Origin of the sequence: Paenibacillus sp. FSL L8-0436 (assembly GCF_038593025.1) — a bacterium.
Lineage (GTDB): Bacteria > Bacillota > Bacilli > Paenibacillales > Paenibacillaceae > Paenibacillus_AQ.
Genome location: NZ_CP151955.1, coordinates 6,297,219 through 6,311,662, shown reverse-complemented (window position 1 = coordinate 6,311,662; position 14,444 = coordinate 6,297,219). Strand labels below are relative to the sequence as shown.

The 14,444-nt window shown below is 53.0% G+C and carries 6 protein-coding genes; all 6 read left to right on the top strand.

The window, feature by feature from the left end:
- Positions 1–9 precede the first annotated feature (9 nt).
- The 6 genes from NSS79_RS29120 to NSS79_RS29095 all read left to right on the top strand — a co-directional run bounded on the left by NSS79_RS29120 (position 10) and on the right by NSS79_RS29095 (position 14,216).
- Positions 10–1,380 (top strand): glycoside hydrolase family 28 protein, encoded by a 1,371-nt coding sequence (locus tag NSS79_RS29120; protein WP_342437166.1) that lies wholly within the window; start codon positions 10–12, stop codon positions 1,378–1,380.
- A 33-nt stretch (positions 1,381–1,413) separates the two neighbouring features.
- Positions 1,414–3,000 carry a glycoside hydrolase family 43 protein gene (locus NSS79_RS29115; protein ID WP_342437165.1) on the top strand — a complete coding sequence of 529 codons (1,587 nt, stop codon included), beginning with the start codon at positions 1,414–1,416 and terminating at the stop codon, positions 2,998–3,000.
- Positions 3,001–3,075: 75 nt separating this feature from the next.
- The gene (locus tag NSS79_RS29110) at positions 3,076–10,452 is read left to right on the top strand and encodes a pectinesterase family protein (protein ID WP_342437164.1); all 7,377 of its coding nucleotides are present in this window, start codon (positions 3,076–3,078) and stop codon (positions 10,450–10,452) included.
- A 266-nt stretch (positions 10,453–10,718) separates the two neighbouring features.
- Positions 10,719–12,545, top strand: a complete 1,827-nt coding sequence (locus NSS79_RS29105) for an APC family permease (RefSeq protein WP_342437163.1) — start codon at positions 10,719–10,721, stop codon at positions 12,543–12,545.
- Between the two features lie 72 nt (positions 12,546–12,617).
- Positions 12,618–12,842, top strand: coding sequence for a DUF6199 family natural product biosynthesis protein (locus tag NSS79_RS29100; protein WP_052092303.1), 225 nt, complete (start codon positions 12,618–12,620; stop codon positions 12,840–12,842).
- Positions 12,843–13,466: 624 nt separating this feature from the next.
- Positions 13,467–14,216, top strand: coding sequence for a hypothetical protein (locus NSS79_RS29095; RefSeq protein ID WP_342437162.1), 750 nt, complete (start codon positions 13,467–13,469; stop codon positions 14,214–14,216).
- Positions 14,217–14,444: the final 228 nt, after the last annotated feature.

The window sequence follows — 14,444 nt, the reverse complement described above, 5'->3', positions numbered from 1 at the left end:
TGAAGCCATATGTCATTTTATAGCATTGATGATTTTGGAGCACATAAGAACAGCACGGAGCTGTCGACGGCAGCTATTGCCGGGGCGATTCAAGCGGCGAGCGAAGCCGGGGGCGGTACTGTTTATATTCCTTCCGGCACCTATCGTACAGGCGCGGTCATTCTTAGCAGCAATATCGAACTGCGTCTAAGCCCCGGTGCTGTCCTCTCCTTCAGCTCGGACCCTGAGGATTATCCAGTAGTGGAGTCCCGCTGGGAGGGAGTGAAGCGTGGGGTTCATGCTTCCTGCATCTTCGGCATGAACTTGGTTAATGTGTCAGTGACCGGCGGCGGCAAACTGGATGGTAACGGCGGGCCGTGGTGGGAGAAGCAGCGCAATTCCCCCGAAGAGCTGCAGTATCCCCGGCCGAAGCTGATCAGCTTCGACGGCTGCAACAGGGTTACGCTTAAAGATTTGACCTTGGTGAACTCCCCGAGCTGGACGGTCAATCCCATCCGCTGCCAGGATGTGACCATTGATAATCTGTCGATCCACAACCCGGCCGATTCACCCAACACGGATGGCATTGATCCGGAATCCTGCGTGAATGTGCGGATCAGCAACTGCCATATCGACGTGGGTGATGACTGCATCGCCATTAAGGCGGGGACAGAGGACACGAAGGAACGGATTGCTTGCGAGAATATTGCAATTACGAACTGCACCATGATTCACGGTCACGGCGGTGTGGTGCTGGGCAGTGAAATGAGCGGCGATATCCGCAATGTCGTCATCAGCAACTGCGTGTTCAAGCAGACGGACCGCGGCATCCGGCTGAAGTCCAGACGCGGGCGCGGGGGTGTGGTCGAAGACATCCGTGTCAGCAACATTGTGATGGAGGACGTGATCTGTCCGTTTATCCTGAACCTCTATTACTTCTGCGGTCCACGCGGCAAGGACAAATATGTCTGGGACAAAAATCCCTATCCGGTGACGGAGGAAACTCCAAACTTCAGACGAATTCATTTTGCCAATATTACTGCGCGGCAGGTTCATGCGGCAGCAGGTTTTCTCTACGGTTTAGCAGAGCAATATATTTCGGAAATTACCTTCTCCGATATCGATATCTCCATGGCGGAGAATGCCGTTCCGGGACGTCCGGCGATGATGTCCGGGATTCAGGAGATGAATAACCGCGGCTTCTATCTCGGCAATGTCAGGGGTATCCGCTTCCGGCAGGTAACGGTAGAGAATCATGAAGGGCCGGCGTTTTATATTGAGAACGGTGAAGACGTGGAAATCAGCGGCTGCCAGTCCAGAAATACGCGCCAAGCGGAGGAACTGGTGCAGCAGGTGACAGTAGCCCCTTCACAGGAAGATCTCAGCGGTCTGGAAGAATGATGTTGGAACATGACAAACGGAAGGAGCTAGGGAATGATTTCAGAGCACACGAAGACCGGCATTATACAGAATCCAATACTAAAGGGCTTTAACCCGGATCCTTGCCTGGTACGGGCAGGAGAAATGTATTATATCGCGGTATCCTCGTTTGAATGGCTGCCCGGTGTGCGTGTGTACCAGTCCGCAGATCTGGCCGAATGGGAGCATTGTACGGATATTCTGACCCATCAGGTGGATCTGAGGGGAAATCCGAAGAACTGCAGCATCTGGGCGCCGCAGCTCAGCTATCAGGATGGATTGTTTTACCTGATCTATACAGATGTGAAGAGCACGAAACGGCCGTTCAAGGACTGCCATAACTATCTGATCACCGCCCCGGACATCGAAGGGCCCTGGAGTGAGCCGGTGTATCTGAACAGCAGCGGCTTTGATCCGTCGCTGTATCATGATGAGGATGGGCGGAAATGGCTGCTGAATGAACTATGGGATTACCGCATCACCGAAGGCAATAAATCCTCCGGCATCGTCATTCAGGAATACGCTCCGGAGCAGCGCCGGTTAATCGGTGAACCGGTCAAAATCTTTGACTGCACCGACCTCAAGAAGACCGAAGCGCCGCATATATACAAGCGCAGCGGCTATTACTACCTGATTACTGCGGAGGGCGGCACCGGCTCCGGCCATGCCGTAACTGTGGCGCGTTCCACTTCACTGCTTGGACCATACGTAGTAGATCCGCTCAATCCGATGCTGACCTCCCGGAATAATCCTGAGCTGCCGCTGCAATGCGCCGGTCACGGCAGTCTGGTCGAGACACCGGACGGGGAATGGTATATGGCACATTTATGCACACGTCCGCTGGAGGGTGAATATGCCATTCTCGGGCGTGAAACCGCCCTGCAGCAGGTATATTGGACCGAAGACGGCTGGCTGCGGCTGACCTCCGGGGGCAGCATGCCTCTGCTGGAGGTGCAGGCACCAAAAGGAACGAAGGTCGGGAAGCAGAACCGCGCCTTGGATTTCGAGGATGATTTCAGCGGTCCGGTGCTGAAGAAGAACTGGAATACGCTGCGGATAACGGCAGATGAAAGCTGGTGTTCTCTTGCGGAAAGACCGGGATGGCTGCGGATCAGAGCCGGGGAATCGGTGCAAAGCCTGTTCCGGCACCATATCCTGGCTATCCGCCAGACGGACAGCAGCTTCCGCGCAGAGACAGCGCTTGAAGCCGAGCCAGCCAGCTATCTGCAGATGGCCGGTCTCCTGCTGTACCTCAATGAAGATAATTATCTGTACGCCTATATCAGCCATGAAGAAGGACGCGGTAAAGTGCTGCGGCTGATGCGCTGCGCAGCCGATGAATTTACTGCCGAGCCTGTCATCATTGATCTGAATGCAGGTGAAACTGTGCAGATTGCAGTGGAAGTGAGCGAAGTGAACGCGCAGTTTATGTATCTCGCCGGTGAAGCAGCGGCGTGGAAGCCGCTGGGAGGAGAATATAACATAAGCTTCCTGTCTGGAGGCTTCACAGGCAACTTCGTAGGTATTGCTGCGCATGATATGGGGCAGTTCGGAGGCAGCAGCGCCGATTTCTCGTATTTTCGCTATCAAGGGAAGGCATAAAGAAGGCTTCACTTTCGGAGAGTTCCGGCAACTGCCGGAGCTCTCCGCATTCTCATATAACCTAGGAGGTTTTGTATGAAGAAAAAATGGTTGGCGGAGCTGCTGATAGCCGGTCTCCTTGCGACAAGTGTTCCATTCGGCACTGCTGAGGCCGCACTTTTGGAAGCGCTTCCCGCTTTCCCTGGTGCAGAGGGCGGCGGCAAATATGTAACCGGCGGCAGGGCACAGGCTGTGTATGAGGTTACAACGTTGGCTGATTACGGGCGTAACGAAACGCCAGTCCCCGGTTCTCTCCGCGATGCGGTGAGCGGGAGCAACCGGATGATCGTATTCCGTGTGGGAGGAACGATCCGCCTGAAGGAGTCGCTGAAGATCACCGGCTCCAATCTGACGATTGCCGGCCAGACCGCACCGGGCGATGGCATTACCGTAGCCGATTATACGACATCCATAGAAGCCGACAATATCATTATGCGTTATATGCGCTTTAGACTCGGAGACCGGGTTGTCAGTGAAGATGATGCCTTCGGCTCGCGGTATCACAAGAACATCATCATTGACCACAGCTCATTCAGCTGGTCGGTCGATGAAGTGGTCAGCCTGTACGACAACGAGAATACTACGGTGCAATGGTCGATCTCCGCAGAAAGCATGCTGATGACCAGCCATCATAAAGGGCGGCACGGCTACGGCGGCATCTGGGGCGGCAAAAATGCCAGCTATCATCATAACCTCATTGCCCATAGTACCAGCCGCAATCCCCGGCTGCCCACGATAACGAGGCTGGTCGATCTGACGGAAATGACGAACAATGTTATTTACAACTGGGGTTTCGCATCGACCTATGGCGGCGGAGCTGAAGGTTATTTGTACAATATCAGCAACAACTATTATAAAAATGGCCCTAATACTTACAGCAGCGTGAAAAAGCAGTTATTCGGGGAAGTAGCACCGGTTACGAAGCTGTATCTGGCAGGAAATGTGATGGACGGCAGTCCGGAGGTCACAGCGGATAACTGGCAAGGCGTTCAGAGCTACTCGGACAGTTCAAAGCTGGCGGAGCCGGCAGTGATGCCGAACCCTTATGTGGAAGAGCCGGCCAGCGATGCGTATGCGAATGTTCTGGCCGGAGCCGGAGCCACTTTGCCGAGACGGGATGCCTACGATGCGCGTGTGATGAATGATGTAAAGAACCGTACCGGGCAGCATATCAATTCTCCATTGGAAATTGGCGGGTATCCCGACTACCCGGAGACTGCCTCAAAGGTGGTTGACCAGGATCATGACGGAATGAACGACGCCTGGGAAACAGCAAGAGGCCTGTCGCCTTCCGATCCTGCAGACCGCAACGGAACGTCGCTGTCAAGTGAAGGCTACACCAATCTTGAAGTTTATCTGAATGATCTGATTGTTCAGGCCACAGCAAGCGGAGAACATACCGACAATCCTGTAACCGCTATCAGTTATCCAACCAACAATCAGATTCTGGAGGCGGGCAGTGATGTAACCTTAACGGCTTCCGCGAGCGACAAAGACGGGATAGCCAAGGTTGAATTTATCGTAAATGGTGTGAAGCAGGGAGAAGCTGCCACAGCGCCTTACCGCTTCGAATGGAAAAATGTGCAGGACGGAACTTATTATCTCGTTGTTCAGGCTACCGATAACAAAGGCCTTAAGACACAGTCGGATAATGTTGCAGTTCATGTTAATGCCTCAGGCAGTACCGGTCCATGGACACCAGCTGATATCGGAAATCCGGGCATTGCCGGACACACCTCGGTTAATGCAGAGACCGGGCAGGTCACGGTTAAATCGGCGGGGCTGGTTGGTGCCACCTCGGAGAGCGTTAAAACGGAGGATAACTTCCACTTTGCCTATCGGACCCTGGAGGGCAACGGAGAACTGATTGCCAAGATTGATTCTGTAACGGCGACAGATGATGATGCGAAAGCGGGAGTGATGATCCGCGACAGCCTGCAGCCTGATGCCAAGATGGCTATGATGGCGATTCCTTATGTGAAATATGGCAAAAAAGGAGTTCTAATTACCCGCTCCGTAACAGGGGCCAAGGTAGTTAGGACGGAACCTGATAGTTTTATCACCACCCCTTATTGGGTGAAGCTGGTCCGGCTTGGCGACGAAGTGACAGGGCTGGTCTCGCCGGATAAAGTGGCATGGAGCAAGGTGGGCACAGTGAACCTTGGGCTGAAAGAGACGGTTTATATGGGCCTTGCCGCCGATGCTGCCAAGGCGGATAACGAAGTCAACCGCTATAATATCTCCCGCTTCAGCGGTGTGGAACTGAAAAACCTTGACGATAAGTTTCCGGCAACACCCCTTGGACTTACAGCTGCGGGAGGCAGTAAGAAGGTGGAGCTGAAATGGGAGCCGGTCCCTTTTGCCAAGACCTACAGCATTAAACGAAGTGAGGTTTCGGGCGGGCCCTATACGCTGATAAGCAAAGACAACACAGGCAACCTCTATACCGATCTTGATGTAAGTCCGGGAAAAACCTACTATTATACGGTCAGTGCCGTGAACGAATTCGGTGAAAGCTTCGATTCGGACGAGGCGAGTGCTGAGCCTAAGGCTGAAGCGGGCAATATCTATTATGTGGATGAGGATTTCGAGCGGGTGGCTGCGGGCACCACGCCCGAGTATTATGAGGTATCTCCGAATCCACAGACCGATGCGCAAAAAGTGGTTGTGTCTGCCACACCATCCGGAAGCAAGGGAAACACGTCGGCACAAGTGCTGAATGTGTATGATTCCGCGAACGGCAATGTGCAGTTTATCCGCAAGTTCACGCCAATGACAGGTGCGCTGGTGATTGATACCGACTTTATGTTCGCTGCGGAATCGGGCACTTCAGTGTTCCTGCAGGCCCAGAGTGCGGATGGAAGCAAAACCGCGTTCTCCATTGAGAGCCGCAAACCGACGCTTCCGGCCGCAGCGGGCAAATACACACTGACGATGAGCAGGGGGAGCAGCCAATACCATCAGCTGATGAGCGCCTACGCACTGAACCAGTGGTATAACCTGAAGCTGAAGGTGGATGTGCAGGGTGATGAAGTCGAGGTCTATATCGACAACCAGCTTGCAGGCTCTTTTCCGTTTACCACCACAAATTTTGCGGGATATGGTATCGGGCGGATCCTGTCCAAAACACCGGGCGGCGGGTCCGGCAATTATTATCTGGATAATCTGAAAGTTTACGTGGAGCCAGTCGCAACGCCGCTCGGCTTAACCGGTCTTCCCGGCAACGGAGCAGCGCAGCTGAAATGGCCTGCACTTGAAGGGGCGGCCTCCTATAATGTTAAACGGGCACTTACAGCCGGCGGCCCCTATGATACGGTTGCCAGTGCCATTACGGAGACTTCCTATGTGGATAAGGAGCTCACTAATGAAACCACGTATTATTACGTTATTACTGCCGTGGCTCTCTCCGGTGAATCGGGCAACTCCAATGAAATCAGCATAACTCCTTCCGCTTCGGCAGTGAAATTGCCCGCGCCGGAGCAGCTTGCGGCGGTAAGCCGGAATGCCCAGCTAGAGTTGAGCTGGAATGCGGTGAAATATGCGGAAAGCTATACCGTCAAGCAGTGGAATGCAGCAGCGGACCGCTATGAACCGGTGGCGGAGGGCCTCACGGATATCGCTTACCGCATCGGCGGGTTAATCAACGGGCAAACTTACCGTTTTGTCATCTCAGCAGTCAATGTTGCCGGGGAGGGTGAGGACTCACTGCCTGTGGAAGCACAGCCGCTCACGGCCTTAGCAACGCCTGAAGTAACCGTCCAGGCCGGTGATAGTGCCGTTAAGGTGAACTGGACGGCCGTCGGGGACGCGGACAGCTATAGAGTAACACGGGCATTGTCGCCGGAAGGCCCATATGAATTGCTCGATGCCGAGGTCAGCGGCACCAGCTATGCCGATACCGGACTGGCGAATGGTACGCCATATTATTACAAGGTGGCCGCCGCCGCAGGCACCCGCAGCGGGCTGGCATCGGATGCAGCCGGAACGGTTCCGTTCCAGAACGCCGGCCAGCCCGGAATTCCTCAAGGGGTTACAGCTGAACCTGGTAACGGGGAAGTGAAGCTGAGCTGGACTGCATCTGCAGGCAACAGCAGCTACCGGATTATCCGTTCGGAGACTGGCGGCGACTATAGGGTCGTTGTTGAAGGGATCGGTGAAGCAACGTACACCGATACTGGACTGGCAAATGGAACCGTTTATGATTATGCGGTAATCGCCGTTGACGGCAGCGGAGGCGCGGCAAGTCTTCCGTCCATGGCAGTCAGTGCGGTTCCGGCTCCGGTCATGGTAGTCGATCAGAGCGGAGCGGGAGATTACAAGACCCTCAACGAAGCAATCCTGGCTTCACCCGATAACAGCACGCTCACGACGATCATCAAGGTGAAGAACGGAACGTATCCAGAGAAGGTGCTGGTGCCGGCAGCCAAGAAGAATCTGCGCATCATCGGCGAAAGCCGGAAAGGCACCTTGCTCGTCAACGCAGACTCGGCCAAGACGATAGGGCCGGACGGCAAAGAAATGGGCACCAGCGGCAGTTATACGCTTAAAGTGGCGGCAACAGATTTCACGCTGGAGAATATGACGGTTCAGAACAGTGCTGGCCGGACTGCCGGGCAGGCTGTAGCCCTATATGCCGAAGGGGACCGGGGCGTATACCGCAACGTCAAGCTGCTTGGCTATCAGGATACGCTGTTCGCGGATAAAGGAAGAGCTTATTTCGTGGACAGCCATATTGAAGGGACTGTGGATTTTATCTTCGGTAACGCCGCTGCGGTGTTCGAGAACAATGTCATTCAAAGCGCGGGTGCCGGCTATGTAACTGCTCCTTCCACGGAAGCGGGTAAACCGGGATATGTATTCCTGAATAACCGCCTGACTGCCGGTGAAGGGGTGGCCGCGGGGAGCGTGGATTTGGGCAGACCGTGGAGAGACTATGGCAGCTCCACCTTCATCAATACAGATATGGGAGCCCACATCAAGCCAAGCGGCTGGCATGAATGGTATGAAGGCCGTTCCCGGACGGCACGTTTCTCCGAGTATATGAGCTATGGGGAGGGGGCCAACGCAGCCGCACGCTACAGCTGGTCCAAGCAATTAACGGCAGAAGAGGCGCAGGCCATTACCGTTCAGGCTGTGCTGGCCGGCAGCGACGGCTGGAATCCTCAGCCGCCGATGCGCCTCTTGAGCCAATCTCAAGTGCCAGGAGAGAAGGTCTCTTCCATTACTGTAAGTGGTGAAGAGGGCAGGAAGACGATCGAAACGGATAAAGGCGTTCTTCAGCTCCAGGCAGTTGTGCTTCCGGAGAATGCGGCCAACCGCAATGTGCACTGGACCGTGACGGAGCCTGACGGAATGACTTCTACCCCTAAGGCCTCCATTGATGAGAACGGGCTGCTTGCGGCAAAAGCAAACGGGACCGTTCTAGTGACCGCGGCTGCGCTCGACGGCAGCCGGATCAGCGGCAGTCTGGAGGTGGTAATCAGCGGGCAGGAGGAGGTTGCAGCCGGGGTGCCTTCGGCGACGCTGAACGGGCCTGTCACCGTGTCGCCCGGGCAGGAATTTGCCTACCGGGTCGGTATTGCCAATGTTACTGATTCCGTCTACAGGTCGGTATACTCCGCGGACTTTACGCTGGATTATGCTGCGGCCGGGATAGAATTTATCTCCGCCCGGAGTCTCGTTGAGGGGATTACGCTTAGTCCTGTCTCCGCAGATCATCCGGGGCAACTCAGCGTCAGTGCAGCAGCAGCGGAAGGAGTTGCTCTGACCGACGCCAAGGAATTTATCGAAATCAGCTTCCGGGCCAAGGAGACGGCAGCTGAAATTTCAGTGCCGCTGAAATTCGCTGCGTTCAGCGGGTCGAATGGGATCTTGAATTTCCCGATTAAGCATGAAGCGCAGGCTGTTATCCGGGTCATTCCTAAAGTTGCTACCCAAATAAAAGTCACTTCTGCAGGCAACGTGAGTGTACTGCAGACCGGGCAAAAGCTGCAAATGCATGCGGTTGTCCTGCCCGTAGGCACTACCGGTACTACGGTTACGTGGTCCGTGTATAATGCCGACGGTTCCTCTACGGCCAGGGCAACCATTACGGAAACGGGTCTGGTCACTGCAATAGCTGCCGGAAAGATCACCGTGAAGGCAGCTTCCAGTGAGAGTCCGGGTGTTGCGGGGACGATGAATCTGGAGATCAAGGATGGTAGCCAGACCCCGCAACCGGGCGGAAATCTGCCGTCTACCGGGACAACCGGCAAACAGCCGCAAATTACAGCGGGTGTCAATGGAATTACAGTTTCCCTGGCAGCAAATGTGAATGGAAAAGCCGCGGCAGAGCTATCCGCAATAACGATCACAAAGGCCCTGGAAGCCGTCCAGACGGACACACTCCGGATTGAAGTGCGCTCCCCTGCGGATACCACTGCCGTCCAGCTGACGCTGCCGGCGCAGGCAATGGTTCAAGCTGTCTCCGGAAGAATCCGGACGGTGGAGATAGATTTGGGACTGTCCAGCTTCCGGCTGGATGCGGGACTTATTCGGCGGGCAGCCGGATCAGCTTCCTCAAGCCTTACATTTACTGTTGCCAAATCAGGCAATGAACAGATTACGGTTCAGGGTAACCTTGGCAATATCTATGAACTGGGCTTCTCCGTTGACGGGCAGCCGGTGAAGCAATTTGACGGCGGCCTGAAGGTATCGCTGAACTACGACCGTCCGGCTGCAGCTGCAGCTGAGAAAATAGTCATTTATCATATCCTTGATAAGGGTCAGGCGGAGGTCATCAGAAATTCCAAATACAACCTGCTGACCGGGAAAGTGGACTTCAGTCCGGCGCATTTCAGTAAATATGCTGCAGGTTATGCAGAGAGTACCTTCGGCGATATTGCCGGACTGGAATGGGCGAAGAGTAGTATTGAAGCACTTGCCGTCAGGGGAATCCTTGAGGGGACGGATACACATACTTTCGGGCCCAGCTTGAAGGTAACCCGGGCAGAGTTCCTGAAGATGCTGATGCTGGCGTTAGATTTGGACAATAGCGAAGCGGCAAGCACCTTCACCGATACTGCACCGGAGGACTGGTATTACAGTTCCGTTGCGGCAGCCCAGCAGCTGGGCATCGTACTGGGCAGACCGGACGGAACCTTTAGTGCGGACGCACCCATCACCCGTGAGGACATGGCGCTGCTTGCATTCCGCGCAGCCCGGCAGGCCTATCTGCCGCTTCAGGGTTCGGGCCAAACCGCTGCATACAAGGATGCATCCAACATTTCCGGATACGCAATGGCGGCAGTTCAAGCCATGAGCGGAGCGGGAATCATTCAAGGCGTAGGCAATAACAGCTATGCGCCTAAAGCACAGGCTTCCCGGGCGCAGGCGGCAGTTATTGTACAGCATTTGTTCCTGTTAAGACCGTAATTTCTTAAGCAATCCGTTGTCATCCGCCAGTCAGCCTGAACCGCAGCTCATAACGAGCAGCCGGTTCAGGCTGATTGTTTTTGGGTGTCCAGAGATAGTCATAATTAAATCTATTGCGCAATCCGTCGCTGAAATGTATATTTATGGGATGAATTGTACCGATCAAGATATACTTTAAGCAATAAGGTAATTTATGCTCCGGTCGGACTCAGATTATTATTTACTTCCAAGGGTAATATAACATTAAAAAAGTGCGGGTGAGGCTGATGATGTCTTCGGTAAAAAGATTGTTAATTGGACGTCCGCTTAAGTCGGATCAACTGGGCGAACAAAAATTGAACAAAACCAAAGCGCTGGCTATTTTATCTTCGGATGCTTTATCCTCTGTCGCTTATGGTCCTGAACAAATCCTGCTGGTTCTGATCACCATTAGTGCAGCAGCCTTCTGGTATTCCATCCCGATTGCCATCGGGGTTTTGGTGCTGCTGACGGCTCTGATTTTATCTTACCGGCAAATTATTTATGCTTATCCTCACGGCGGCGGAGCCTACGTCGTTTCCAAGGAAAACCTTGGGAAGTATCCCGGCCTGATCGCCGGCGGCTCGCTATTGGTCGACTATATATTGACGGTTGCGGTGAGTGTATCCGCCGGTACTGACGCGATTACTTCAGCTTTTCCAAGCTTGCATCCGTATAATGTAATTATTGCCGTTGTATTTGTCCTGCTGATTACGACGCTGAATTTGCGGGGGGTTACAGAATCGGCCTCCTTCCTTGCTTATCCGGTCTATTTATTTGTTCTTGCATTGTTTATTATGATCGGACTTGGTCTGTTCAACGTTTTAACAGGTCGAGTGCCTGCTGAACTGCATACCCCCATCGGTACACCGGTAGCCGGGATCAGCCTGTTTCTGCTCCTGAGGGCTTTTTCCTCCGGGAGCTCGGCGCTGACGGGAGTGGAGGCCATTTCCAATGCCATTCCTAACTTCAAGGCTCCGGCACCGAACAATGCGGCTAAAACCTTGGCGGCGATGGGGATCTTACTTGCGGTCCTGTTTTCCGGAATTGTGCTCTTGGCTTATTATTACGGGATCATCCCTAGTGAAGAGGTTACGGTGGTCTCGCAAATTGCCGAGCAGGTCTTTGGCCGGAACTTTATGTATTTCTTTGTGCAAGGCACAACGGCCTTGATTCTGGTGCTGGCGGCCAATACCGGATATTCGGCTTTTCCGCTGCTTGCGGTCAATCTGGCCAAGGATAAATTCATTCCGAGAATGTTCACGGTCCGCGGCGACCGGCTGGGGTATTCCAACGGGATTGTCAGTCTTGGCGTATTGTCCATTATTCTGATCATTGCTTTTGAAGGCCGGACTGAACATTTGATTCCGCTGTATGCGGTGGGCGTATTTATTCCCTTCACCCTCTCACAGACCGGCATGATGATCAAATGGATCCGCCAGAAGCCGGAAGGCTGGGTCCCTAAGCTGATTATCAACACAACCGGGGCAGTGATCAGCTTCGTTGTCACGATGATGTTTTTCATGACTAAATTTACGCAGGTATGGCCAGTGCTGATCTTTTTGCCGCTGATTATCCTGCTCTTTTACCGAATCCATAAGCACTATGAAGCGGTGGCTGATCAGCTGCGGATTACGACCTGCGAACCGCCTCTGGCGATTGAGGGGAATATTATCATCCTCCCGGTTGCCGGAATTACGCATGTGGTGGAGAATTCGCTGCGTTATGCCAAGTCACTGTCCGCCGAACAGATTATTGCCGTCCACGTTCCTTTCGAGCGGGAGGATGATGCGATATTCGAAGAGAAGTGGAAGAAATTCCATCCCGAAGTGAGGCTGGTGACGCTGTATTCGCCTTACCGCAGCATCATTCATCCGCTGACCAAATTTATCGACACCGTGCAGCGCAAGGCGAGTGAATCGAATTACCAGGTGACCGTGATTGTACCGCAGTTTATTCCAAAGAAGGGCTGGCATAACATCCTGCATAATCAGTCCAGCCTGCTGATCCGCGCACATCTGCTTTACCGCAGGAACGTGATCATAACTACAGTGCCTTATCATTTGAAAAAATAGCATTCCGAAAAAAGGGATTTAAAGAAACAAATTCCGGGTATGCCCGTATAAATTTTAAAAGGGGCTGATCATATGATTACCGGAATTGTCATCATGATACTCGGACTCACCACTGTAGCGTTCGGGATATATATCCGTAAGAATCCGGCAAGCGGATGGCGGATGAATGTGGGATGGAAAGTGAAAGGGGATTCCGATCCCAGCGACTCCTATCTGGAATCGGTTAAATTTTCCGGAACCATTGCCATAAGTGTGGGTGCGCTTTTTACGATATTAGGAATCTTACCGTTGCTGTAAATACAGTAAACCTTGATTGGCGAAATGCCTTTTAAGGTTTTTTTGTCGTTGAAGGGTGTGAAAACATTTGAAATAGGGGAGGAGATCTACAAGACGGTCAACGCCATCGCGCCGATCATGACTGAAACCGGGTGGCGCAGCCTGGAGGCAGAATAAATTCTATTCTTACATGCACACTTCCCTGTAGGGCAGGGGGACGTATTGCGGACAGTGGCTTCATCTTGGTAGGATTTTGCTCGTCAGCGATGAAGTTAAGCCTCTTTCCGAACACAGGATAAAATGATAGGGTTTGAAACCACGCCGCGAATGGTTTAGACTTCTACGAAGCGGACTGCTATCATTAGAACTGTTGAAAGACCACAAGAAAACCACTCTGCCTCTGGAATGAAAGCTTCGCACCGCTATAAATGTATTTCCTGCAACTATATCAGGCCGAGTAGAAGAACTATTCTGGCGGATGAATACTCGAAAACTTGCCGACTTGCTGACTTGTCAGGATAAAGGAAAAAAAGGTGCAACTGAAGGAGAGCTCTTGGCGGGGCGGATATGAGGATTGATTAGAATGAATGCATATCGCATGTACAGCATCCTAAAAAGACGAAAAAGAAGAATGGAGGCGCGGCATTGAACTTAAGACAACAGCAGCAATCGATGCTGCCCTCGTTAGGGCGGCGCAAACGTTACTTTGTGGTTCTGATGATTTCGATGCTTGTTCTGCTTACCGGCTGTGCCAGCGGTACGGCGCATATGACGGTGAAGAAGGATGGGAGTCTGGAGCTTGCGTTCAGCATTCTGTTGGATTCCCGTGCAGAGGCGATGGTTGGCGGGAAGCTGGAGGATGTGCTGACCACCAGGCTGGAGGCTGCCGGGATTGAACTGAAGAAAAGCCAGAACGGCAAATCTACAGAATATCAATTTCTCAAAGCCTATGCTTCGCTGCAAGACCTGCAGGCAAACGCTGGCAAGCTGGACATTGTGGACGCGCAGGTTGAACAGGTTAATAATTGGCTGTACACCAAATACGATGTGGTAGCCCAGCCGAAGCTGAATGCCTATTCGGATGAAATCATTGACGGGATCGGGAGTCTGAGCGTGCCGAAATCTCTGGTCCGCATGCTGCTGCAGAACCTTGCTGTCGATTTTAAATTAACGCTTCCTTATGATTTGTATGGGGCCAACAATGCCGCCGAACAGGACGGAAATACGTTGACTTGGCATATTACAATGGCCGATTCGCAGCCGCTTGAGATGGTCGTTTACGTGCCAAACGTCAGGAATATCGCCATTGCCGGCGGCGGTGTAGTGCTGATCCTGGCAGTTGCCATCATTTGGTTCATAAGAGCAAGAAAAGCGCGTAAGCCCAAGAGTGCCTGAAAGTAACCCTGATAGGATCAACACCCCTTTGCTATTATCCAAAAGAGCCGTCAGCCTCAGCATACACTGCTGGAATGTTGACGGCTTTTGTCAAAATATAAGAATTTATATGTTTCAAACGATAACTTATCCTTCTATTTCTCGCTGAAACGGTACCGTCCTTAAAAAGGACGGCAAAGCCGTTTCCACTTGTCTCAATCTGGCTGTTTAGGATTCATATCCGGCAGA

Coding starts and splice junctions, on each gene's coding strand:
- NSS79_RS29120 (WP_342437166.1), top strand. CDS start 10: ATGTCATTTTATAGCATTGATGATTTTGGAGCACATAAGAACAGCACG.
- NSS79_RS29115 (WP_342437165.1), top strand. CDS start 1,414: ATGATTTCAGAGCACACGAAGACCGGCATTATACAGAATCCAATACTA.
- NSS79_RS29110 (WP_342437164.1), top strand. CDS start 3,076: ATGAAGAAAAAATGGTTGGCGGAGCTGCTGATAGCCGGTCTCCTTGCG.
- NSS79_RS29105 (WP_342437163.1), top strand. CDS start 10,719: ATGATGTCTTCGGTAAAAAGATTGTTAATTGGACGTCCGCTTAAGTCG.
- NSS79_RS29100 (WP_052092303.1), top strand. CDS start 12,618: ATGATTACCGGAATTGTCATCATGATACTCGGACTCACCACTGTAGCG.